The sequence below is a fragment of the Pseudomonas sp. RIT288 genome (assembly GCF_000631985.1).
Taxonomy (GTDB): Bacteria; Pseudomonadota; Gammaproteobacteria; order Pseudomonadales; family Pseudomonadaceae; genus Aquipseudomonas.
In genome coordinates, this window is record NZ_JFYN01000002.1 from 1 (window position 1) to 22046 (window position 22046).

General features: G+C 56.3%; 22 protein-coding genes and 2 pseudogenes. 9 read left to right on the forward strand and 15 right to left on the reverse strand.

Annotated features, from left to right (window positions below; all coding sequences use genetic code 11):
- Positions 1–332: hypothetical protein (locus BW33_RS29835; RefSeq protein ID WP_047597115.1), on the forward strand; the 332-nt coding region annotated here is incomplete at its 5' end.
- A 472-nt stretch (positions 333–804) separates the two neighbouring features.
- Positions 805–1704 carry a lipid A hydroxylase LpxO gene (gene lpxO, locus BW33_RS03590; protein WP_047597340.1) on the forward strand — a complete coding sequence of 300 codons (900 nt, stop codon included), beginning with the start codon at positions 805–807 and terminating at the stop codon, positions 1702–1704.
- Between the two features lie 157 nt (positions 1705–1861).
- On the opposite strand, the gene ku is transcribed toward lpxO, so the two are convergent.
- Complete coding sequence (gene ku, locus BW33_RS03595) at positions 1862–2734, reverse strand: non-homologous end joining protein Ku (RefSeq protein WP_047597117.1); 873 nt, start codon at positions 2732–2734, stop codon at positions 1862–1864.
- Positions 2735–2923: 189 nt separating this feature from the next.
- Between ku and BW33_RS03600 the strand changes: the two genes are divergently transcribed.
- Together BW33_RS03600 and BW33_RS03605 are read left to right on the forward strand one after the other, a co-directional pair.
- Complete coding sequence (locus BW33_RS03600; protein ID WP_047597118.1) at positions 2924–3265, forward strand: hypothetical protein; 342 nt, start codon at positions 2924–2926, stop codon at positions 3263–3265.
- A gap of 52 nt (positions 3266–3317) precedes the next feature.
- Positions 3318–4463, forward strand: a complete 1146-nt coding sequence (locus BW33_RS03605) for a PQQ-dependent sugar dehydrogenase (RefSeq protein ID WP_047597119.1) — start codon at positions 3318–3320, stop codon at positions 4461–4463.
- Between the two features lie 131 nt (positions 4464–4594).
- Here the strand turns inward: BW33_RS03605 and rimI are convergent, their stop codons facing one another.
- A complete protein-coding gene (rimI, locus tag BW33_RS03610) occupies positions 4595–5713 on the reverse strand; it encodes a ribosomal protein S18-alanine N-acetyltransferase (protein ID WP_047597121.1) in 1119 nt (372 codons plus the stop codon).
- 92 nt (positions 5714–5805) lie between these two features.
- On the opposite strand from rimI, the gene BW33_RS03615 reads away from it, so the two are divergent.
- Positions 5806–7380: a RimK family protein gene (locus BW33_RS03615; RefSeq protein WP_047597122.1), complete on the forward strand. Its 1575-nt coding sequence runs from the start codon at positions 5806–5808 to the stop codon at positions 7378–7380.
- A 7-nt stretch (positions 7381–7387) separates the two neighbouring features.
- Positions 7388–8311, forward strand: a complete 924-nt coding sequence (locus BW33_RS03620; RefSeq protein ID WP_047597123.1) for a magnesium transporter CorA family protein — start codon at positions 7388–7390, stop codon at positions 8309–8311.
- 112 nt (positions 8312–8423) lie between these two features.
- Here BW33_RS03620 and BW33_RS03625 read toward each other — a convergent pair whose 3' ends face one another.
- The gene (locus tag BW33_RS03625; RefSeq protein WP_047597124.1) at positions 8424–8759 is read right to left on the reverse strand and encodes a DUF2834 domain-containing protein; all 336 of its coding nucleotides are present in this window, start codon (positions 8757–8759) and stop codon (positions 8424–8426) included.
- Between the two features lie 351 nt (positions 8760–9110).
- Here BW33_RS03625 and ilvA point away from each other — a divergent pair.
- Positions 9111–10106: pseudogene (gene ilvA, locus BW33_RS03630) on the forward strand (threonine ammonia-lyase, biosynthetic); the annotation flags it as partial.
- A gap of 30 nt (positions 10107–10136) precedes the next feature.
- Here the strand turns inward: ilvA and BW33_RS03635 are convergent.
- Positions 10137–10442: an NIPSNAP family protein gene (locus tag BW33_RS03635; protein WP_003225174.1), complete on the reverse strand. Its 306-nt coding sequence runs from the start codon at positions 10440–10442 to the stop codon at positions 10137–10139.
- A gap of 21 nt (positions 10443–10463) precedes the next feature.
- Positions 10464–10949 (reverse strand): serine protease inhibitor ecotin, encoded by a 486-nt coding sequence (eco, locus tag BW33_RS03640; RefSeq protein ID WP_047597126.1) that lies wholly within the window; start codon positions 10947–10949, stop codon positions 10464–10466.
- 370 nt (positions 10950–11319) lie between these two features.
- Between eco and BW33_RS03645 the strand changes: the two genes are divergently transcribed.
- Entirely contained in the window at positions 11320–11589 is a 270-nt protein-coding gene (locus BW33_RS03645; RefSeq protein ID WP_047597127.1) for a DUF1652 domain-containing protein, read from the forward strand.
- Here the strand turns inward: BW33_RS03645 and BW33_RS03650 are convergent.
- Positions 11586–11984, reverse strand: coding sequence for a hypothetical protein (locus BW33_RS03650; protein ID WP_047597128.1), 399 nt, complete (start codon positions 11982–11984; stop codon positions 11586–11588). The two genes, BW33_RS03645 and BW33_RS03650, sit on opposite strands and share 4 nt — an antisense overlap.
- 90 nt (positions 11985–12074) lie before the next feature.
- A complete protein-coding gene (locus tag BW33_RS03655) occupies positions 12075–12344 on the reverse strand; it encodes a DUF2790 domain-containing protein (protein WP_047597130.1) in 270 nt (89 codons plus the stop codon).
- Positions 12345–12834: 490 nt separating this feature from the next.
- Here BW33_RS03655 and BW33_RS03660 point away from each other — a divergent pair, with 490 nt between their 5' ends.
- Positions 12835–13131: a hypothetical protein gene (locus BW33_RS03660; protein WP_047597132.1), complete on the forward strand. Its 297-nt coding sequence runs from the start codon at positions 12835–12837 to the stop codon at positions 13129–13131.
- A gap of 54 nt (positions 13132–13185) precedes the next feature.
- On the opposite strand, the gene BW33_RS30385 is transcribed toward BW33_RS03660, so the two are convergent.
- The 8 genes and pseudogenes from BW33_RS30385 to BW33_RS03690 form a co-directional block, all read right to left on the reverse strand.
- Complete coding sequence (locus tag BW33_RS30385) at positions 13186–13635, reverse strand: DUF3304 domain-containing protein (protein ID WP_081794167.1); 450 nt, start codon at positions 13633–13635, stop codon at positions 13186–13188.
- Entirely contained in the window at positions 13632–13988 is a 357-nt protein-coding gene (locus tag BW33_RS28235; RefSeq protein ID WP_236645190.1) for a DUF3304 domain-containing protein, read from the reverse strand. Before BW33_RS28235 ends, BW33_RS30385 begins: the two co-directional genes overlap by 4 nt.
- 210 nt (positions 13989–14198) lie before the next feature.
- A complete protein-coding gene (locus BW33_RS28240; protein WP_236645191.1) occupies positions 14199–14672 on the reverse strand; it encodes a DUF3304 domain-containing protein in 474 nt (157 codons plus the stop codon).
- Positions 14673–14737: 65 nt separating this feature from the next.
- Positions 14738–16564 (reverse strand): phospholipase effector Tle1 domain-containing protein, encoded by a 1827-nt coding sequence (locus tag BW33_RS03670; protein WP_047597133.1) that lies wholly within the window; start codon positions 16562–16564, stop codon positions 14738–14740.
- Positions 16561–17052, reverse strand: a complete 492-nt coding sequence (locus tag BW33_RS03675; protein ID WP_236645192.1) for a DUF3304 domain-containing protein — start codon at positions 17050–17052, stop codon at positions 16561–16563. The genes BW33_RS03670 and BW33_RS03675 overlap by 4 nt, the downstream gene beginning before the upstream one ends.
- Positions 17053–17142: 90 nt before the next feature.
- A complete protein-coding gene (locus tag BW33_RS03680) occupies positions 17143–17982 on the reverse strand; it encodes a DUF4123 domain-containing protein (RefSeq protein ID WP_052032678.1) in 840 nt (279 codons plus the stop codon).
- Positions 17982–19721 (reverse strand): annotated as a pseudogene (gene tssI / locus BW33_RS03685) (type VI secretion system tip protein TssI/VgrG); the annotation flags it as partial. The pseudogene tssI and the gene BW33_RS03680, both read right to left, overlap by 1 nt.
- A gap of 96 nt (positions 19722–19817) precedes the next feature.
- Positions 19818–22043: a lipase family protein gene (locus BW33_RS03690; RefSeq protein WP_047597135.1), complete on the reverse strand. Its 2226-nt coding sequence runs from the start codon at positions 22041–22043 to the stop codon at positions 19818–19820.
- Positions 22044–22046 lie beyond the last annotated feature (3 nt).

The window sequence follows — 22046 nt, forward strand, 5'->3', positions numbered from 1 at the left end:
GTGCTGGCGGCGGGGGCAGTCACGGCGGCAGTGCTGGCAGCGCCGGGCATGGCGGCGACAGTGCGGGTCACTCGGCCAGCAACGCCAGTAATGGTCGCGCCGAAGGCCAGGAGGCGGATCATGAAGGCAGGGCCGTGCGGGATCATGGCGTCAGTGGGCAACATACCGGGCGCGCCCATAAAACCGACAGTGAGCACGGGATTGCAACCTCGAGTGTAGCCAATTCCAAGGCCACCAAGGGCTTGTCGAAAGCCACGGCGATCTCGGCCACAACGCCAGGCGACCACAATACCAAGGGTTTGAGCAAGGCCAGCCTTTCCACCGACAAGTAAGCGCTACTCACTACCCGTCAGGTCTCATGCTCGGTTGAGCTTCATGCCTGGCGGGTTTCGCTTCATCCCTTCCAGACTCACTTCTCAGTGTCTGCCGGCCCATTTTCAGGTCAGGCGCGGATTGCACTTCGCTCGATACGAAGCTGTTGGGCCGTGCGCGTCAATGCTCAGCGTAAACGCTGTAGTGCCTCCCGGATAACCTCTGTTTTGCCGCGTCAGCACTCATGCGCCTGCACGAGCACACTGTCGCGCCTGCTGTTTGGCAGATTCTGAGGACAGTTTTTCACAGATCAGGTTCACTATTGGTTACAAAGTATGGCTAAAATGCCATCCGATTACCCAATAGCCGCTAACGGCATGGGCTCAAGGAAGTGCCACCGGGATAGTATTTGTATTCATGCCACTGCATCAGACCCTGGGCCTCCGGCCGGCAGGCGCGCAGTTTGTTCACTTTTGACGTGTGACGATTTCCGTGAAACTCATCATTGCCGCTATTTATGTCATTTCGATTGCATACGTTCACCTTCGTGGTCGTGTGCGTCACAAGCTGGGCCGTCAACTGAGCGATCACTCGACGTTTCTGGCCCCGATCAACTGCTTTCTGTACCTGTTTTCGAAGAAACCGAACAAGCCGTATCTCGATCCTTCGGAGTTTCCGGACCTGAGCCCGTTGCAGGCGCATTGGGAAGAAATTCGCCAGGAAGGGCAGGATCTGCTACGCGCCGGCGAGATCAAGCGCTCGAATCAATACGATGACGTTGGTTTCAACTCGTTCTTCAAAAGCGGTTGGAAGCGTTTCTATCTGAAATGGTACGGCGAGAGCCATCCGTCGGCGATGAAGCTGTGTCCGCGCACTACCGAACTGGTGCAGAGCATCGGTTCGATCAAGGCGGCGATGTTCGCCGAGCTGCCACCGGGTTCGAAACTGGTTCGTCACCGTGACCCGTATGCCGGTTCGTACCGCTACCACCTGGGTCTCGACACGCCGAACGATGCCGGTTGCTACATCAATGTCGACGGCGAGAGCTACCACTGGCGCGACGGTGAAGCGGTGATGTTTGATGAGACTTACATCCACTACGCCGAAAACAGCACCGACAAAAACCGCATCATTCTGTTCTGCGACATCGAGCGCCCGATGAAATATCGCTGGGCGGCAGCGTTCAACAGCTGGTTCAGCCGTACCGTGATGTCGGCGGCCGGTGCGCCGAACGATGCCGGTGACCGCACCGGTGGGATCAACCGCCTGTTTACCAAAATCTACAAAGTCCGCCTGCGTGGTAAAGAGCTGAAAAAGCGTAATCGCGCGCGTTACTACATGGAAAAGTGGGCGATCTTTGGTGGTCTGCTGACGATCTTCATTCTGATCTGACCGCTGTATTGCACCTGTTTATGTCATCGCCAGCAGGCTGGCTCCCACAGGGGAATGCGAGTTCAGGAAAGAACGCATTCCAACTGAGGGAGCCAGCCTGCTTGCGATGAGTCTCTCAAAGCCAACCTGTCAGCTTCCTGACAGAAACCGGATCTGATTACTCCCCCGAAGCCTTTTTGGTCTTTCTCGCAGGGGCTGCCTTACTGGCAGGCCTTTCTTTTGCCTTCGCTTTGGCCGGCGCTTTACCGCCCAGACTGCGCTTAAGCAACTCGGTCAAGTCGATAACGTCGGCAGACTTGCGCTCTTCCTCGCCACCCACAGTCTCGACATCCTCGATCTTGCCTTCATGGGCCTTTTTCTCGACCAGTGCCATGATCTTGTCTTCAAACTCGTCCTTGTAGTCCTCCGGACTCCAGTCACCGCTCATGTCCTGCACCAGACGTTTAGCCATGTCCAACTCGCCCTTGGCCAGTTGTGGCTTGGTCACTTCGCTGCCCAGTTCCAGTTCGTCGAGGCCGCGCACCTCCTGGGGCCAGCGCAGTTTGACCAGCACCAACGCTGATTCCAGTGGCATCAGTGCCGCCAGATATTGCCGAGTGTGCAGGACGACGCGGGCGAGGGCGACCTTGTTGGTTTTGCTCAATGTTTCACGCAGCAAGGCGTAGACCTTGCCGCCGCGTTTGTCCGGGGCCAGGTAATAAGGCGTGTCGATGTTCTGCAGCGGGATCTGCTCGGCATCGACAAAGGAAAAGATGTCGATGGTCTGTGTCGACACCGGGTGCGCCGAGCGGATCTCTTCCTCGCTGAGCACTACGTAGCGACCTTTTTCATAAGCCACACCTTTGACGATGTGCTCCTTGGTGACTTCCTTGCCGGTGACCTTGTTTACCCGTTTATAACCCACCGGATCCATGCTGCGGCTATCGAGCCAGTCAAAGTCCACGCCTTGCGAAGAGGTTGCCGACACCAGCGCGACAGGGATGTGCACCAGTCCGAAACTGATCGCGCCTTTCCAGATTGCCCGAGCCATGGTGAGTTCTCCAAGTGATGATCAGGTGACCTGTGGCGCAGTGCGAAAGTTTCCGGCATTTGCGTGGCTCGCGGCGTTGCCGGTCAAGCCGTGTTACATCTTGTTTAAGGGCGACGGGTTAACAAATCCGAACCCGGGGCGTAGCGTGGACTCGAAGGCTCTATCACCTGTGCATCGAGAGGCCACCCCATGAACCGAATACTGCCAGGCATTGTTGTTCTGCTCCTTGGGGCCGGTCTGGCGCATGCCGACGTAACGGCACCGTCCGCGCCGCGGGTGTTGGCGCAAAGCCCAACCGGTACCAACAACAATCCTTACAACAGCCCGATCCGCCGGGCCAATCCCAACAGCATGCAGGGCACGCAGCCCAGCGCGCCGACGATTCGCGGGCCGAATACCGTGCCGGTGCCCAGTACGCCTACCGTTGGCAATGGCGGCATTGGCAATGGCCAGCAGCAACGCTCGGTACCGAGTACGCCGCCCAGATTCATCCCCAACCCACCGCCACGCGATGGAGACAGCAACCGTTGAACGGCGGGACTGCGTCCCTGTCAGCCTTTGAAACGAACAAAAGGAATCGTGCATGTTGCGTAAAACCCTTCTAGCCACGCTGTGCGCCGGCGCGCTGATCAGCGCTCCAGTTTTCGCCGCTGCCCCCCAAGAACTGCAAAGCGAGCAGGGCACCCTTGAAGTCACCACGATCACCCAAGGCCTTGAGCATCCCTGGGCGCTGGCATTTCTGCCGGATCGTCAGGGAATGCTGGTGACCGAGCGCCCGGGCAACCTGCGGGTGATTACAGCCGACGGCAAGCGTTCCGAGCCCATCAGCGGAGTGCCCAAGGTCTGGGCCAAGGGCCAGGGTGGTTTGCTCGATGTGGTGCTGTCGCCGGACTTCCAACAGGATCGACTGGTGTACCTGTCCTACGCCGAGGGCGGTGGTGCCGGGGACAAGGCTGGAACGGCGGTGGGCCGAGGCAGGCTGTCGGACGATCTGAAGACGATCAGTGATTTCAAGGTGATCTTCCGTCAGGAGCCGAAACTCTCGACCGGCAACCACTTCGGCTCACGACTGGTGTTCGACCGCGACGGTTATCTGTTTATCACCCTGGGCGAAAACAACGACCGGCCGACCGCGCAGGATCTCGACAAACTGCAAGGCAAGGTCGTGCGGATCTTCCCCGACGGCAAGGTGCCAGATGACAACCCGTTCGTGGGCCAGTCCGGCGTGCGTCCGGAAATCTGGTCCTACGGCCAGCGCAATCCGCAGGGCGCGGCGCTCAATCCATGGAACGGCACTATCTGGGAGAACGAACACGGCCCCCGTGGCGGCGATGAGGTAAACATCATCGAACGCGGCAAGAACTACGGTTGGCCGCTGGCGACCCACGGCATCAATTATTCGCTGCAACCGATTCCGGAAGCCAAGGGCAAGAGTGTCGAGGGCGCCGTTGATCCGCACCATGTCTGGGAGAAATCACCCGGTGTCAGCGGGATGGCGTTCTATGACGCTGACCGCTTCAAGCCTTGGCAGCAGAACCTGTTTATTGGTGCGCTGGTCAGTCAGGAGCTGATCCGCCTGCAGTTTGACGGGGACAAGGTGGTGCACGAGGAGCGGTTGCTGGGTGAGCTTAAACAGCGGATTCGTGATGTGCGGCAGGGGCCGGATGGCTACCTGTACGTGCTGACGGATGAGCAGGACGGTGCACTTTACAAGATCGGCCTGAAGTAACTTCACTTCAAGTTTTCACAGATGTCCTGTGGCGAGGGAGCTTGCTCCCGCTGGGTTGCGCAGCAGCCCCCAAATCCTGTGAGCGCTACGCACTCATGCGGGATCAAGCTCCCTCGCCATAAAAAAAGCCTTTAGAGCCTAACGATAGTTGGCGTAGCGCGGGCATACAAAACCACCGCCGCGCGCAATTTCCCGCGCCCAAACCGACTCATCTTCTCAAACTCCCCATGGCTGACCGGAACATGCTGGCAGTCCATCGGCTGACGATGCTGGCTGTGATCGACATCCGGATCGTGCAGATACACAAAGTCTTCATCGCAGTCGGTCACCATGACCCAATGCGGTGATTTGGAGCGGGTCAGGCGATAGCTGCTGATCAGCACCAGAGGTTGACCCCCAGCCTCCAGCAGGCGCGGTAAATCCAGATGGGTGCCAATCTTGCGCTCGATATCGGTCTCTTGCATTTGTGCGCTGAACTCCTCGTGCACCAGGCGCATGACGTCTTTTTTATGCTCATCGCGCACGCCATCGAGAAACAATGGCCCGGCCATACTCAGTTGCAAGCGCACTCGGAAACCCCGCCGCCAAGCGGCGAGTGCCAAGCCTTGAGGGCTGCAGCCACCATGGCCGGAGGTCATGAACACCGTGGTCGCTTCACGCCAGATCTGCAATTCTTCGCGCCGCTCCAGTAAACGCTCAGGTTGCAGCGCGCCCATGGCCATCAGCAGACAGGCCGGGCCACAGGTGAACTCAGTGGTTTGCGGGTAATAGGGCACCTTGATGTTGCGCGAATCACGGTGCTGGACAATGCGCTTTTCCAGACGCAACGCATCGGCGTGGTCTTCGTAGTAATCGTGAATCAACGCAAAGCGTCGGTAGCCGTTGCGCTCGTAAAGCGCAATGGCGGTGGGGTTGTCGAGACGCACTTCAAGTCGCAGGTACGCGCAGTCATGCTCGACGGCGCAGGCCTCGATACGTTGCAGCAACTGTTTGCCCAAACCGCTGCCGCGAGCCTCACCGGCAATGGCGATCGAATACAGGCGCGCCAGCGAGGTGCCGCGATGAAACAGCACCAGTGCGTAGCCGACCAATCGACCGTCAATCTCGGCGACCATTAGCTGCGCATGGGCGCGGGTGATCATCCATTGAAAGCTGCGGCTGGTGAGCCGGTCGGTGGTGAAACATTGCATTTCCAGGGCCAGCAGCGCTGGCAGATCTTCAACTACCGCCAAACGAAAAACAGCACTCATATGACCACCGTAAAAGTTGCGTAACGAAACGGGACTTTCGAAAAACTTCGTGCTTAATAGAAATGGTCTTGTTCTCCAACGGATCAATCTCTATGTCAGCGGTACAGGGTCATTGGCGCGAAGTATCCGAGCAAAGTTTGCCGGCGGCAACTTTTTTAAATCCAGCCATCAGAACTTCCAGTCAAGTGTTGATTATCGTCGAACGCAAGGAAGACTGGGCTTCGTACTTTCCCAGCGAGGACATCGTCACGGCTCAGGAATACCTTGAGCAAACCCGTGACAGCGAGCCGGGCAAGCGGGTGCAGGTGATCAACCTGTGCCGCAGCTACAAGTACCTGGGCCACGGTTACTACTGCTCGCTACTGGCTGAAGCCCGCGGCCACAAGGTGATTCCATCGGTGCGCACCATCAGCGAGCTGACCAAGAAATCACTTTACGGCCTGGCACTGGATGACCTCGATAAAACTCTGGAAAAAGCCCTCAGCCATCATCTGTACAGCGACACCGAAGGGTTTACCCTGACACTTTACTTCGGCAAGACTCATATCGAGCCGCTGCAGGATCTGGCCCGGCAGTTGTTTGAAGTGTTCCCGTGCCCGATTCTGTTAGTTGAGTTTCGACGAACTAACGGTTGGCACATCGAAGGCATAAAGTCCGGCGCGCTGCATAAGTTGCGCGACGATCAGGAAGACCAGTTCGCCAATGCGCTGGACGGCTTCAGTCGTAAAGTCTGGCGGGCGCCACGCTCGCCACAAGTGGCGCGTTACGACCTGGCGATCCTGCATGATCCGCAGGAAGCCTTGCCGCCATCCAACGCCAAGGCACTGGAGAATTTCGTCCGGGTCGGCAAGCGCATGGGCATCGACGTCGAGCTGATCGAGCGCAAGGATTATGCGCGGATCGCCGAGTACGACGGCTTGCTGATCCGCGAGACCACCAGCGTCGACAACCACACCTATCGTTTCGCGAAAAAAGCCGAAAGCGAAGGGCTGGTGGTCATGGACGACCCGACGTCGATCCTGCGCTGCACCAACAAGGTCTACCTGACCGACCTGCTCAACAGCCATCAACTGGGCATGCCCGCCACGGAAATTCTCTACAAGGAACGACCGGAAGACTTCGAACGGGTCGGCGAACGCCTCGGTTTTCCGCTGGTGCTGAAGATCCCCGACGGCTGCTTTTCCCGTGGGGTGATCAAGGTTGAAAGCCAACAGGCGTTGCTGGAGGCCACCGCTGAACTGTTCGAACACTCGGTGTTGCTGCTGGCTCAGGAGTTTTTCTACACCGAGTACGACTGGCGCATCGGTGTGCTCAACCGCAAACCGATCTTTGCCTGCCAATACTTCATGTCCAAGGGCCACTGGCAAATCTACAACCACAAAGCCAAGGGCCAGGACATCAACGGCGAGTGTCGCACCCTGGCCGTTCACGAGGCGCCGCGAGCGGTGGTGGAACTGGCGGTCAAGACCGCCAACCTGATCGGCGATGGCCTCTACGGCGTGGATCTGAAACAGGCCGGTGACAAAGTGGTAGTGATCGAGGTCAACGACAACCCGAACCTCGACGCCGGCATTGAAGACGCCTACTTGCAGGACGATCTGTATTCACTGGTACTGGAGGAGTTCGTGCGACGGCTGGAGCTCAAACGTCGCGGCCAGGCCTGGTGACGCGCCGATGATCAGCAGTTTCGCATTGAGTCATGGCGCGTTGCAGCGGGTCGAGCGGCTGGACGCCGAGGTGATGCTGTTCAGCAATCCCGATGCGGCCGAGCGCGATTTGCTCCACAGCCACTACAAGGTCGACGAACACGCGTTGGCCTCGGCGCTGGACCCGGACGAAGTCTCGCGAATCGAGTTTCACCCTGATCATTTGTTCCTTATCTGGAAGCGTCCGGAAAACTATTCCGGCGGTGGCAGCCTGGCGTTTGAGGTGTCGTCCTGCGGCCTGCTGTTTGCGCCCGGCCAATTGCTGGTGATCGCCACCGACGACACGCCGCTGCACGGCATCGGCACGCGCCAGCCGCTCAACGCACCGCTGGATGTGTTGCTCGATTTGCTGTTCAACAACATCCACCATTACCTCGGCCACCTCAAGGTGATCAAACTGGTGGCGCGCGAGCTGCAACAGAAATTCAACGCCTCGATGCAGAACCAGCATCTGGTGCAGATGTTCAACCTCAGCGAAAGCCTGATCTATTACATCAATGCCCTGCACAGCAACGGCGCGGTGCTGACGCGGCTGCGCAATCACGCGGAAAAGCAGCATTTCGGCAGTGAAGCGATCGGTCTGATCGACGACCTGATCATCGAGAACAACCAGTGCTATAAGCAGGCGGAGATCTACTCCACGGTGTTCTCCGGGCTGATCGATGCGCGCGGCAATCTGATGAACAACAGCATGAACAACCTGCTGCGCAAACTGACGTTGATCAACGTGGTGTTTCTGCCGTTGAACCTGATCGCGAGCATTGGCGGGATGTCGGAGTTCAGCATGATGACGGCGGGCACGCCGTGGTGGATTTCCTACCCGGTGTTTCTGCTGGTGATGTTGTTGGGGGCGGGGGGGATGTTGTTTGGGTTGCGGCGGCTGGCCAAATAATCAATGGTGACTTTGCCGACGCAATCGCGAGCAGGCTCACTCCTACAATTTGACTCTCTGTAGGAGTGAGCCTGCTCGCGATTGCGTATTCAGCAACACCGGAAAACCCGGATCAGCTCACCGGATCCGCCGCCGCGACCTTCCGGCGCTCCCGAAACCCGCGCACCACCAGATACAGCAGCGGCCCAATCGACACAAACACCGCCGTCAGCAACAGATACGGCACCACCGACCAGGCCGACATCCCGCGCGAGCGGGCATCCTTGACCATCCATACCCCGGCCAGCGTCGCCAGCAGATACAGATCAATCACCACCTGCGCCGTGTCCGGGCGCGACATCAGGCTGATACCGAAGTCGATCAACGACTGTTCGGCCTGGAGCATCACCGACACGGTATAGCCGGTAAACGCAATCAACGCAGTGAGGGGCAGGGCGACAGACATCATGCATTCCTTCCTTGGGGGGATGAGCAGAATCGCCAGCCTATCTTGGCATCCTCAAATAAGCCATTGACTCGCCGGTCGTCGCCGGGCTAATTTCAGGCCCATGACTTCCACTGTATTGCGCTGCCAGCCAAGCATTATTACCGCCATTCCTCATTTGGCGGGCTAGCTCACGACTGCAGCACCCAACCCGCCCTAGAGGCGGGTTTTCATTTTCTGTCTCAGGGGTTTTAACAACGATGGCTCCCTGTAGGAGTTGCCGAAGGCTGCGATCTTTTGACTTTGTTTTGCTCAAATCAAAAGCAGGATCAAGAGATCGCAACCTCCGGCAGCTCCTACACAGAGCGCCCGGAGATGACGATGAAATACAGCCCCGACCAGCAAGCCCTGCTTGAGCAGTACGTGAAAAAGATCCTCGCCGCGCCGGTCTACGACATTGCCGTGCGCACCCCGTTGCAAACGGCGCCGGCGCTGTCCGAGGCGTTGGGCAACCGGATCCTGCTCAAGCGCGAAGACCTGCAACCGACGTTCTCCTTCAAGATCCGTGGCGCCTACAACAAGCTGGTGCAATTGAGCGATGCGCAGAAAGCTCGCGGGGTGATCACTGCTTCGGCGGGCAATCATGCGCAGGGCGTGGCGCTGGCAGCGCGGGAGCTGGGAATCGCGGCGACCATCGTCATGCCCTCGACCACGCCCGAACTCAAGGTGCTCGGGGTGCGAAGTCGTGGCGCCGAGGCGCTGCTGCACGGCGAGAGTTTTCCGTTTGCCCTGGCCCATGCGCTGCAACTGGCCGAGCAAACCGGGCGCACCTTTGTCTCGCCTTTCGATGACCCGGACGTGATCGCCGGCCAAGGCACGGTGGCCATGGAAATCCTGCGTCAGCATCAGGGGGCGCTGGATGCGATCTTCGTGCCGGTGGGCGGTGGCGGCCTGATCGCCGGCATCGCGGCGTACGTCAAATACCTGCGACCGGAGGTGCGAATCATCGGTGTCGAATCGGAGCTCTCGGCCTGTCTGAAGGCGGCGCTGCAAGCGGATGCGCGCGTTGTGTTGCCCAGTGTCGGAACGTTCGCCGATGGCGTAGCCGTGGCGCAGATCGGCGCTTATGGTTTTGAGGTGTGCCGGTTTTGTGTGGACGAGGTGGTTACCGTCAGCAATGACGAGCTGTGCGCGGCGATCAAGAATATCTACGACGATACCCGCTCGATCACCGAGCCTTCCGGGGCGTTGGCGGTGGCCGGGATCAAGCAATACGCGGCCCGCAACGGTGTTCGCGGGCAGACCTTCGTGGCAATCGACTCCGGCGCCAACATCAACTTCGACAGCCTGCGCCATGTCGCCGAGCGCGCCGCGGTGTGCGGCGTCCCGGCGTGATAACGCTCAGGGCAGCAGTGGGCGCAGGAAACTGCGCTCGTAGCTGACGATGAATTTCTTCTGCACCAGTGATTCCACCAGCGCCGTACTTTCCGGGTCGGTCAGCGCGATGTGCCGGTAGCTTTCGTAATCGGCCAGCGAAGGGAAGCTGAACAGGCAATAAGCGATGTTGCTCGCGCCTTCGGAGGGCAGGAAATAACCGTGATGAGTGCCGCCCAAGCGCTCGACGATGCCCAGCCAGGCCTTGGCATAGGCCTCGAACTCGGTCAGTTGGTACGGATCGATCACGTATCGCACATGGCAGGTAATCACGTTCTGCACTCCCTGTTCAGGTCATTCCACGATGGCCGTGCCGACCTTGTCCGAAGCCGACCAGATGCGGTAGCGCACCTCGACATCTTTCGGGGCATAGATCACCAGTGGCAGCTTGCTGTTGTAGCGCAGCATGAAGCCGTCACCGACGACCGGGACAAAGGCGCGTTTTTTCGCGGAGCCGGGTGGGCAGGCCATCAGCGTGCTCATTGGGCCAATGACTTTTTCCAGTCGGTAGAAGGGGTAGCCCCAGCCTTCGAGGTTTTTCTCGTCCAGAGCGCCGCCCAGGCGCTGGCGATTGCAGTCGACTTCCAGGGTTTTGCCGGCGAGGACTTCAACCTGGAAGTTCTCTTCCTGATCCTGTTTGGGCAAGTAGATCACTTGGCGGGTAAAGCCGTTTTCCGCCTTGGGATACGGCGCGACGTCTTCGAGTTTGGCCGCGTGGGCGAGGGTGGACAGGCCGGCAATGAGCAGACCGATTGTCGCGCGAGCGCGTAAAGAACCCATGAAAGCCTCCTGGCGGGTGTAGGGTAGATGTCGGGCATTCTCACTGTCATCAGCGATGAATGCAAACCGGCGTCGACTTGCAAATTGCAGTGCCCAAAAGGGCCGATCTTGCATTTTGCAACTGGCCAACTGCTGGCCACCGCGCCAAGTACTTGATTTCATGAGGGTCGAAATGACCCGATGAAAGGCACGTTTTATGCGTCGCTTTAGTGCAGCGCACCGGCTTCGGGCGCCTACACTCCAATGGGCATTTCGCAGTACAACCGTTTGCCGCACCAGGGAATCAGCGGGGACACATCCGTGCAGGGGCAGCAAAAGCGGTCAACGTGAAGAGTTGATTGGCAGTTTCATCAATAAGGAGAGGTTCACCATGTTTCTGTCTGCCTTGGAACTACGCAATATCATTGAAAGCAGTTTTCTGCCTAAACGCTGCCAGTGCACGCTGTCGCCCGACTTGTCGATGACCGTCAAGGTCTTCGGCGACCACCAGACTGACCAGGTTGATCTGCACGTCAGCGGTATCGACGCCAGCCATCTCAATGGCTGTCGCGAGATCAACGATCTGATTGCCGGCCTGCGCTCGGATCTGGCGCAACAAACCACGCCACAGCATTACAGTCCTCGCTCAAGAGCGCTTTAACTCACCGTTTCACCCAGTTCGACCGTCACGCGCCGGGCCTGCACAAAGCCAAGGCCCAGCGCGAACTCGACCAGCACCGCGAGCAGAATCCCGGGGCCGGCATGGCCGTTCAGCCATTCGCCGAAACCCAGTACCGCCAAACCAAAACAACCGACGATAAACCCGTTGCTCAGGGCATTGCGACCCAGCGACGGCGGCGCGCTGCGCACCAGATAAAACATCACCCCCAGCGCTGCAAACAGCACCGCACTGCGCCTTGCAACAAACCCTACCGCGTTCGAATACTCAATGCTCCAGATCGCCAGCAACACCTCCGGAAAAAAGCCCCAGGCCAGCGCCAGCACAAAACACAACGAAGAGGTGATGATCGACAACGTGCGAAACGACAACTGCATGGCGAGTCCTTGCGGCAGTGAGAAGGGATCTCGAGCATAACCCGCGAACCCCTCACCGCCTACCGCAAAGCCGCAAATCAGAGCCGTCTGTCAGTTCTGGAAGTTACAGGCGTCAGACATTTTCCGATAGGTGATTTCCTCGGGCTTGCCCGCATTGTCGATGTACTTCATGTCGGCGGTAATGACCTTGCACTGCTGAGTCTGGGGCTCGGTCATAGAGACCACTTTGTTTACTTGCAACGGCATGCCGTACTGGTAAGGAACGGGCTGGGTAGCAGCGTTGGTGTCATTGGCCTGAGCCAGCCCGGCGAACCCGCTGCAGGCGAGGGCGGAGGTAAGCAATAGTGTGCGAATGTTCATGAATCGGACTCCCGTGCGACGGAATAAGCGTTCGGCGCCATACGGCCGAACCTGCCGCACTCGGCGCCAGCCAGGGGCTGAGGTGTGCGGTTCAGTAAAGTCTTGGACTGCGGCGTTAAGCGATGGTTAACCGGGCTGAACGCCGGCTGTCTGGCAGAGGGAGGATTTCTCGGGGATGCGGTGCCGATTCCTACAAGGGCAGATGCCTTGTCTGCTTTCGGCGCTTGGAGTGAGGCGGTTATGGTTTGGCGTCGCTGCAAAATCAGCGATTCGGGTTTGGTCACCTGAGCACGACACCATTGCAGATGTGCCATCATTTGCGCTGCGGACATTTATGTCCTCGCAGTGCGCTGTTATGGCGGCTGTGTGCAGGGCGCTTTCGGGCGAGCTGAGTTTGGCGTTGTCTCAGTTGACCAATCCTGCATGCGGCCGCCTCCCACTGTTTGGTCACGGTACTGGCGGTTACTTTCTAAAATATCGAGTAATCAAAATGCCAATACTAAATCCGCTCCCAAACCGCTATCACCCGCTAAACAGCGGCGTCACCGACAGCGCGCCAATGGTCATCGACACCCAAGCCAACCCCCAAGACATCCTCGAGTCCGCCGTCCAGCGCATCCGCGCCTGCAGCGACCTGCTCGAAACCCTGCACTGCATGTGCTTCCGGCATGGTGATGTTCAGGACATTCCCCACATTACTCATGCACTGTACCTGCTGGCGCAGGACGGCAATGATTTGCTGCAGGTGGCACAGCAGCAGATGCTGGATTGGAAGGCGCCGGTTTGATGAGGTAATCGCAGTGATATAGACACGGGTAGGGAGTGAGACTCGGCCCGTGTGTTAACGCATCAAAGCTTCCGTTGGGAGAGGTAGCGTATCCAGCGTTTTGGCTGCCCACACCAACTCAATCCGATTGTTCGGTAGGAAGTAGCCATGCAACGTGTCATCTCCCGGGCTTCGTTCAGGCAAAGCCACTTGAGTTTCGTGCCTTTCAATTTTCATTCCCTGATTTTCTTGAGCTTGAGACATGCTCAGAATCCAGACAACTTTTGCAGATTCACCGCTTATGCTCCAGCAGCAAGTTACACCTCCGTTACCACCCCATTGGTCGTTAACCCAATAACTCCCGATAGGTCGTTGCGTGTAGTTGTGAGAGGTGAGGGCTGCACCTGGCATACGGACTCGATCATGAATAAGGGGGATCGAAAAGGCCGCCAAAAGCATCCCCACGCTGACCAATTTTTTTGTACGACGCCACTGTCTGGGGCTCGCTAAGTCACGAACTCTCATTGCGCCCCTATGCTTCCAGCATTTTTGTTGGATGGTCGCGTTTCAAATGGGCTAAAAAGATCCGGACTCCAGCCCAGACGCACCTTATTGCCAGGATCGAACCGAACGTGCAGATACTGGTCTTCTGACTGACGTTTTGGTAACGGAAGCTCAATTTCATGACGCTCTTCTATGGCGCCTTGTAATTGCTGTTGCCGAGTCATGTCCAAGATCCAGATGACTTTGGCTGTCTCACCTCCGAAGCGAGTGCAGCACATGACTCCTCCGCCACTCATGGCGTTTAAATTACCACCCCAAAAATCGTTGACCCAGAAGCTAAATATCGGGCGCTCCATATAGTTTTCCGAAGTCATCATTGCCCCTGGAGTTCGAAGCAGGCCGAGTATTTTCGGGACGGCGTAGCAAAGCAGTAAGGCCAACACAGCTAGAGCTATTCGTCTCCGTCGGTATGTTCGTTTTCGGCGTATGTCCGCAGCAATATCAATCAATTGCAAAAATCCAAAGGCTAAAATTATATTCCTGCGTCTGGAACGCATTCCCCATCAATTATGAACACTAATGAATCAATTGCCCGTTTCCTCTAAAGCAGCATCAAACGGGTTGTCCAGATTTGGACTCCATTTCAACTCAACAACATTGCCGGGTAAAAAACGCACATGCAGATACCGATCGGTGCGTTTTTGTTGAGGTAGAGGCAATATCGCCTCATGCTCTTCTTGCCTCAGTCCGTTGTTAAACTGTTCCTCCGTCAGACTGACGATCCACGAAGCTCGAACCGTTTGCCCCTCAATTCTTTGGCAGCACGTCACTCCACCGCTACCTATCGCAGAAATATTTCCACCCCAAAAATCATTTATCCAGAAACTAAAAATCGGCCGATCTGTGAGGTTTTCCGAGGTCAGCATGGCGCCGGGGGTACGGAGCAGGCCGATAATTCTCGGGGCGGCGTAGCACAGCAGTAAAGCCAGCAGTACTAAGGCTATTCGTCTTCGTCGCCATGTTCGTTTTTGGCGTTCACCCGCAACAATATCTATCACACGTATGCGATCCAAACTTAGTGCCGATAATTCGGCGCTGACCCTTCAATCGGTATTGTGTTGCTTCAGGTTGATGGGGTTGAAGATTCTGTTGAGGGTTTTCGCATAATTTGTTCCAAATAGTCGGGTGCCATGCCTTTTGTTTTGTTCAGGCTTGGAATATCGAATTCCCGAACTCTGAAATACTTTGGAATTGGAGCACCAGTGCCGTGAGGAATCTGTTGGATCATAAATTGGTCGTTAAGGTAGAACTCAAGCAGATCCTCTACTTCGAAGCTGAGCACTTTTGGTTCTGGGCTGTACCACTCGTCCAACAGCGCTTTTATCGGTGCTGAAGGGAAACTGGTTTTCAATCGCCATGCTTCACGATCTACGTCCTCGAGCCAAGCCAGCTCCGCACGAAGGGCAGCCTTGCCTTGTTGAGTTTGTTTCAAGGATTGATCGCGTTTTGCAGCTTGCGCGTCGCTTTCACTACCCATCCCGAGTGCACGAGCGATTGAGCCTTGTTTGCCCAGGATAGGACGTTGCAAGCGCTCTTCCTCGTCGTCGTATGCTTTGTGTTGCTGGCGGTAAAGTTCCCATAAAACGCGTAAACGCTGGATGTACAAACGTCGGTGAGCTAAAAAGCTTTCGGCGGAAACCTTTTGGTTTCCAGCTTTGCTCATGTAGTCTTTGCTCGCACCAATGGCGCTAGTGCCATTGATGTGATCATTGAGCACAAAGTACTCAGCCGTTGTCCGGTCGGCCTCATGCAACTCATTCAGAGATAGGAGCGGTACGCCAGCGCGGTACGCGGCTTGATACATTTCATGCAAGCTCGCTAGATGGAGTTCAGAACTGTGAGCAACGTCTTTTTTCTTTAATCCTCCCCCTACGTCATAGCTTGTACCAGGTACTAAACGCTCTTCCCATTTCGGCGTTGAGGTGCCGGTACCGATAAGTCTTGAACGGCGGGCGTCTTGGCACTCATGAGCGGCAACAAGATGGAGGGCAGATTTAACGGGACCTGCCAAGCACTCTCCATCGTCGACAGTATTTACAAATGGGATCAAGTACTCCATGACAATAGAACTTTCACCGCTCCGATCTACAGAGTCGAACAACCCGGCAAAAATCACTTCAAGTTTTACGCCTTTAAGAGTGGTCGTGCCGGGATCACACTCTTCGAAAAGCTTATGTATAAAAGCTCGGGCTAGACTAGCGCCGAAGTCAAACCCAAAAATTGAAACTGCGACACGCTTTACTGGCACACCCGTTTTGGCCTTTGCTGACTCGAGTGTATCCTCGAAAACTTTAAATGCCGCTTCAAGACGTGTATCAACACCAGTTTTTAAAAAAGTAGCTATTATTTCGTTATCTCGAGTAGTCGCGAAAATATCAAGCGCTGCTGGTGCGGCAGCTTTGAGCGCACTCGTAATGATGTTGCCGACCTTGAGGTTGTTAAGTAGCGCTTCCCACCATTTTTTACCCGTCAGAACATCTTTGACGGCATCTAATGGAGTGTTTTTTGCTGTGTCTTCAGGTGATTTAATAGCGCTATCCATTGCTTTGCTTACTGCGCCATCCAATCCTGCGCCAGTTAATTCGGCGCCGCCGCCAAGCGTGGCATCGAATTCGGTAGCCAACCCAGAGATATAGAATCTTCGACGGACCGTAGTGCTGTCGTTATTAGGTTTCTGGTTGTCGTCGGGGTGAGCGAAAAATAAACGCGCCACATTGCTTAGGTTGTTTTCTTGTGTGTCGGCAATTAAATTTCGACCGAACCCATCAAAAAAAAAGCTTAAATACAAAGTGGATTCGCAGGGCAGAACGGACTTCTTCTGATCCCCTGCGCAAGTACTAGCTTTCGTGCTTACTGATTGAGCACGATCAAGGTTGTTTGTTTCGTTCATTTTTTGCTTCCCTGCACTATATCGTTTGTGGAGTCGGGCACCTCAGGAAAGGGACTGATTAGGCTAGGGCTCCATTTTAACTCGACTACATTCCCAGGAAGAAACCGTACGTGAAGATAGGTATCATTTCGCTGCCGTTCTGGCAAAGGTAATACCCGCACATGCTCTTCTTTTCTCATTCCTTGGCGATATTGTTCTCCTGTAATGCTAAGGATCCAAGTGACTTTTACTGTAGGTCCTTTGATTCTCTTACAGCACATTACACCTCCACCACCCATAGCAAATAGATTGCCCCCCCAAAAGTCGTCTACCCAGAAGCTAAATATAGGCCTATCCATATAGTTTTCAGACGTCAACATCGCGCCCGGTGTACGAAACTGGTTATAAAGAAGCGAACCTATAAAAGGCATCAGTAATACGAATATCCCGATGGCAAGATTGCGGCGTCGCCAGATTTTTTGCCGCTTGGTATTCATGGCCATGGTCATTTACGAAAATCCTTCATCCAGCAATGCATCTTGAATATTCAAAAAGTGTGGGACAAACAGAATGACTGATTTGCAGGTTCATCACCCAACTCACTCCGACAACTCTCTCATCACCACCCCAAGCGGCAGATTCTCTCCAACCGCTCGCGCTTTGGCCTTTTCCCACATCGGCCAGTTTCTTGGGAATTCGCGATCCATCAGTTGCAGGCTGGCAAACAGGCTGACGTCCTCCGGGTCGGTCAAACCTTCTTCGCGGCCCGCGTCCAACGCTTCTTTGACCTGTTTCAGCCGTGCACCGTGGCAGATGCTGCTGAACACTTCCGGCGCTTCTTTTTCCAGTTCGGTGGTGAGGCTGTAGGGCAGGGGATCAATCTCCATGTCCGTCCACAGCTTGCCATCCAGAAAGATCGGGTCGTATTTGCCGGGTTGTTCGAGGTTGAGTCCTTTCAGGCACTCCCATTGATCCTCTTCTGCGGGCACCCACCATTCTTGCAGTGGACTAAAAAGCCACGCATGCCACGAAAGATCGTCACGGGCGTACAGCATCGGCAGGACTTCCGGTGCGCAACTGCGGATCATCAGCACTTCGCCCGCTTCATTTTTTGCCAATAACGCATCGCTCAGATGAGCGGCGAGCTTGTCGGCGGAACACTCGGTGCGAATCCAGCTGGCCATGGCGGTACAGCCGGTGAAGTATTCGTGAGCGAGAAAAGCCTCGAATTCCATATGGCTGACGTCGACCAGCCACGGGCCGTAGTTGCGCAGTTCGGCGAACTCCGGTTGCACCATCAAGGGGCGGCGTGACGGGTCAGCATTGAGAAACTGCAACCGGGCGGGTTCTGCCAGCAGACCGATTTCGACGATGGCGAATAGCGACTGAGCGTTCTTTTGCGCTTCGCTCCAGGCGTTCGCGGCATCACTCTTCGTCATCAATTGGCCCCCGACTGCAGCGCCAGTTTTTCTCGCATGGCTTTCTTCAAGCATTCAATGCAGATGCCTTTAGGTGCCTGGAGCTTAGGCGTTGTCGCCAACGATTCAGCCTGCATCATTTGATTGATGCGGGTTTGCATCAGACGTCCGGCGTTATCGATGGCCGCGAGGCCAGGAATGAACGGTGCGAGGATCTGGATGCCGGTACCCGTGCCAGGCGCACCGCCGGTATTCACCTTCACCTCCGCGCCACTGATCGTGACGCCGCCAGCATCGACCTTCACAAAGCTCCCACCCGCCTTGGCGGTCAGCTCCATGCCACCCTCGATCACCACTTTCTCACCCGCGTGATAGTGAATCTCCGTCCCAGCCTCGACAAATTGCGCCGTACCGACTTTCACATGCTGCGTCACGCCCACCGTCAGGTGATCATCCGCGCGCATCTCGCTGATGCGATCCAGATGGGTAATCCGGTGCTCCTCGACCTTGAACTCGCTCAGGGTGTTGGCTTCAACCGTGTCATGCCGCTCATTCCCCACGCGGATCTTTTGGTCGTGCTCGATGTTTTCATCCCAATCGCGCTGGGCATGGATGTAGATTTGCTCGGCACCCTTTTTGTCTTCGATGCGGAACTCGTTGTAGCCCTTGCCGCCTGGGGAGCTGAGGGTTTTGAAGGTGCTGCGGGTCTTGTTCGCCGGCAGGTCGTAGGGGACGACGTTTTCCTTGTGGTACAGGCAGCCGGTGACGAGTGGCTGGTCGGGGTCGCCTTCGAGGAAGGTGACGAGGACTTCCATGCCGATGCGCGGGATGGCGATGCCGCCGTAGGCCGCGCCGGCCCAGCCGCTGGCGACGCGCAGCCAGCAGGTGGTTTTGTCGTCGGACTGGCCGTCGCGGTCCCAGTGGAACTGGACTTTGATGCGGCCGTACTGGTCGCAGTGGATCTCTTCGCCGGCGGGGCCGGTGACGACCGCGGTCTGGCTGCCAAGGACTTTTGGTTTCGGGTGTTCGAGGGCAGGGCGGTAGTGCGTGTCCCACGGGGTGGCGAGGAAGCTGTTGCGGTAGCCCTGGTGGAAATCGCTTTTGTTGTCGGTGACGTCGCTGGTGACGTTTTCACTGAGCACTTGCGGTTGTTTGCCTTCGTGGAAGACTTCGAGCAGCAGCCACAAGTCGTTCCATTCGGCGCGCGGGTGTTCGGCCAGGGTCAGGAAGTGGCCGCTGGTCAGGGTCGGTTCGTCACCTTTGCCTTCGGCGAGTTTGTAGTCGCTGCGATGGCGCTCCAAGGCGCGGGTCGAGAGAAATTTGCCGCGCTCGCGAGTGGTGAAACGACCGGGGTAATCGTAGTCCTCAAGATCCGGGGCGAACTCGGATTTGACCGCGCCTTCGGGCAGGATCTTCGGTTTTTCGAAGTCGTAGTCGCGGCGGCTGACGCGTGTGGTGCGGGTTTCCAGGCGCAGGTTGAAACGCTTGATCACCGGTTTGTCGGCGCTCATGCCGGAGTCTTGCTGGTAGCTCACGGCCTTGAGTTTGCGGAACACTGTCTGGTCGTCGCCGAACACCAGTTTGTGGCCGCTGCTGCTGTGCTGGAAGTGGAAGTGAATGCCTTCCTCTTCGCACAGCCGCTGGATGAAGTGCAGGTCGGACTCGTCGTACTGCAGGCAGTAATCGCGATGCGGGTACTCGGCGTTGAGCTGGAAGCTGTAGGCGTCGGCCAGAATGCCGCGATCTTCCATGGCTTGGGCAGCAAATGTTGACGCTTGCCTGAAGTTGTATTGGCAGGATGGAACGGGAGCCTGACGAGACTCCCTCCTGCAATCAGACGTCATCACTTATTTACATCAAGCCGTGGCCCTGTTAGTCGCTGATGGAATTTGTGCCAAACGCTCAGATTTCTGATTTTCACTGTGCGCAGCCCAACGATCGATATGTGTTTGCAAATCCGGAAGTGCAGTGCAATCACCATAAATATTAGCCAACGTCAGTGTGGTGGTGCTCAAGCGTGTAATTGTCGTGATTGTCTCTTTGAGCGCATCCAATTCCTTTTGATTGTGCTTAATCGCTTGCCTGATTGCAGTTTGACGTTCCTGAAGATCTGACATTGTTGCGCGGCGTTGGAATGCAGTCGCGCGATCTTGCGGCCGGCTTTCAATCATTCCCCCTGGGAACTCATTGTCCGCCGCAATCTGCCACTGTTCCAGTTGAGTACGGTAGGTTTCAACTTCAAGTTTTAACCGGTCGGATTCGGTCGCACTGATGATATAGCCGCCAGTTTTCTCCGTATCTTGCCAGCGACGTAGCGTTGCCCAACATGCCGGAATATAACCGTCGAGCATCTTGTGATCGGCACCGTTGGCCGCCTGAACCAGGAATTGCTTGCGATCCGGTGTGTCGTTGTTTTTCAGCTGCGCAACGCACTTGGCCATGGCTGCTTCTTCGTAGCCTTCGCAACCGGGTGTCCAAAGGACAGACGAGACCTCTCGACCGGGCAGGCGCAGTGGCATGAAGTAGCGCTGCTCGCCATGATGCCAATAAGGCTTGCCGCCAAAACGCGTCAAGCCGGCCGCAAACACCAGTCCCCCGGCGGCTGGCGTCAAAACACCCGAGACAGTTGCCGCAAGGCCGGTGATCCAGATCGGCTTTTTGGTATCCATCCAGCCGGCGGGTACGCTCGGCACAGGGTCGTTTTGGTTGACGATCCGGTGATGAACCAGGCCGCTGGCGGATTCGACGAAGTCTTTGTCGCCGGCACGCGGTGAGCCGAAGGTGTAGAGGATTACGTCGCTAGTGATCTCACGATGGAGCCATTCCGAAAGCAGCAAGGAAATGGCGCCGCCCAGACTATGGCCGCAGACGATGATTTTCTGGTCGGTGCGAAAGCGAAGAATGTAGCGTTCGATAAATGGCCGCAACGCCATGAACGCTTCATAAAAGCCTTGATGCGTCTTTCCGGTTCCGCCCTCAATCGGTACTTGTTTGGCATCGGCATCTCGCCAGCCGTCCCAGCCTTCGGCCGTACCCCGTACACCGATAAGGATGATCCGGTCATCGTGGGTGGCATAGGCCTGGGTGTCGGTATTTTTCCAGTCCGTTGCACCTTGTCTCAAATCATTGAAAAAATGCACGTCTGAGGGGGTTTCCAGTTCTTCACCAGAGGATGGGTCATTCTGCGGGTAAAGTTCTGGATCGAAGGGGACGATTTCCAGGCGCTTGGAGTAGGGCACATCTTCTACGAGTGGAAACGATGGCTTCTTGGAGTCCGCGTAACTCGACGGCTCTTCGAAACACGCAAGGCAAGTATTCAGTACATGACCAATGGTGCCGCGCGAGGGATAGGTGAACGCAAAATCTTTTTTCGGGGCCGCATCAGCTTTCTCAGGTGTCTGACCGAAAGCGCCGTAACTGAGCGTGGCGAGCAGAGACAGTTGATAAAGGTTCAACGCGCTGAATTCCGGCGCCAGCGACAGAAGCGGCCTGAACGCGCGCAAGGCGCGAACTTCGAGGACATAGTGTTTTTCTGGTAGCAGGCCTACACCAAAACTCGGAACTTTGTCCCCGGCGAAATCACGGGCGAGTTTGGCGCAACCTGCTGGCACAGGATTTGAAAGCTTTGCAGCAGGGGGCAAATGTTTGCTGAATTCAACAAAGTCACGAACTTCAACGTTGTGAAACTCGCCTTTTTCTGCCGAGGCGCGGTATGCACCCGTTTTGCTGGTGCTACCAATTGGTCGTCGTAGTGTTTGCTCTGCGGCAGCTTGCAGCTCTGTTATCGGCAATGGGTAATCTTTCCGGTTTGACAGATCGGCATAGATCTTTTCTCCACCCTTGTATGGGGCGGATAGTGTCAATATCAGCGGTCCGCTGTAAGTCCCTGTTAATCGAGCATAAGCCTCTCCGTCCAAGACCCCTTCGTATCTTGTACCTTCAGAGTCAGTCAATACATAGCTGAGGCCTGCATAAGGCGTGGCTTCTCCGAACTCGTCTACTAAGCGGAAACTTATCCAGCCCCCCCGCAACGGACATGTGCGCCCTTGATCAGAAAGCAGTGATTTTTCTTGGCTCTGCATAAA

Bases quoted from the DNA above. Each gene is read 5' to 3' on its own strand.
- BW33_RS03600 (WP_047597118.1), top strand. From the start codon at position 2,924: ATGAACCGAATACTGCCAGGCATTGTTGTTCTGCTCCTTGGGGCCGGT.
- BW33_RS03615 (WP_047597122.1), top strand. From the start codon at position 5,806: ATGTCAGCGGTACAGGGTCATTGGCGCGAAGTATCCGAGCAAAGTTTG.
- BW33_RS03650 (WP_047597128.1), bottom strand. From the start codon at position 11,984: ATGCAGTTGTCGTTTCGCACGTTGTCGATCATCACCTCTTCGTTGTGT.
- BW33_RS03670 (WP_047597133.1), bottom strand. From the start codon at position 16,564: ATGAACGAAACAAACAACCTTGATCGTGCTCAATCAGTAAGCACGAAA.
- BW33_RS03645 (WP_047597127.1), top strand. From the start codon at position 11,320: ATGTTTCTGTCTGCCTTGGAACTACGCAATATCATTGAAAGCAGTTTT.
- BW33_RS03675 (WP_236645192.1), bottom strand. From the start codon at position 17,052: ATGACCATGGCCATGAATACCAAGCGGCAAAAAATCTGGCGACGCCGC.
- BW33_RS03690 (WP_047597135.1), bottom strand. From the start codon at position 22,043: ATGCAGAGCCAAGAAAAATCACTGCTTTCTGATCAAGGGCGCACATGT.
- BW33_RS03620 (WP_047597123.1), top strand. From the start codon at position 7,388: ATGATCAGCAGTTTCGCATTGAGTCATGGCGCGTTGCAGCGGGTCGAG.
- BW33_RS03660 (WP_047597132.1), top strand. From the start codon at position 12,835: ATGCCAATACTAAATCCGCTCCCAAACCGCTATCACCCGCTAAACAGC.
- BW33_RS03655 (WP_047597130.1), bottom strand. From the start codon at position 12,344: ATGAACATTCGCACACTATTGCTTACCTCCGCCCTCGCCTGCAGCGGG.
- BW33_RS28235 (WP_236645190.1), bottom strand. From the start codon at position 13,988: ATGACTTCGGAAAACTATATGGAGCGCCCGATATTTAGCTTCTGGGTC.
- BW33_RS03625 (WP_047597124.1), bottom strand. From the start codon at position 8,759: ATGATGTCTGTCGCCCTGCCCCTCACTGCGTTGATTGCGTTTACCGGC.
- rimI (WP_047597121.1), bottom strand. From the start codon at position 5,713: ATGAGTGCTGTTTTTCGTTTGGCGGTAGTTGAAGATCTGCCAGCGCTG.
- BW33_RS03605 (WP_047597119.1), top strand. From the start codon at position 3,318: ATGTTGCGTAAAACCCTTCTAGCCACGCTGTGCGCCGGCGCGCTGATC.
- BW33_RS03680 (WP_052032678.1), bottom strand. From the start codon at position 17,982: ATGACGAAGAGTGATGCCGCGAACGCCTGGAGCGAAGCGCAAAAGAAC.
- BW33_RS30385 (WP_081794167.1), bottom strand. From the start codon at position 13,635: ATGAGAGTTCGTGACTTAGCGAGCCCCAGACAGTGGCGTCGTACAAAA.
- ku (WP_047597117.1), bottom strand. From the start codon at position 2,734: ATGGCTCGGGCAATCTGGAAAGGCGCGATCAGTTTCGGACTGGTGCAC.
- eco (WP_047597126.1), bottom strand. From the start codon at position 10,949: ATGGGTTCTTTACGCGCTCGCGCGACAATCGGTCTGCTCATTGCCGGC.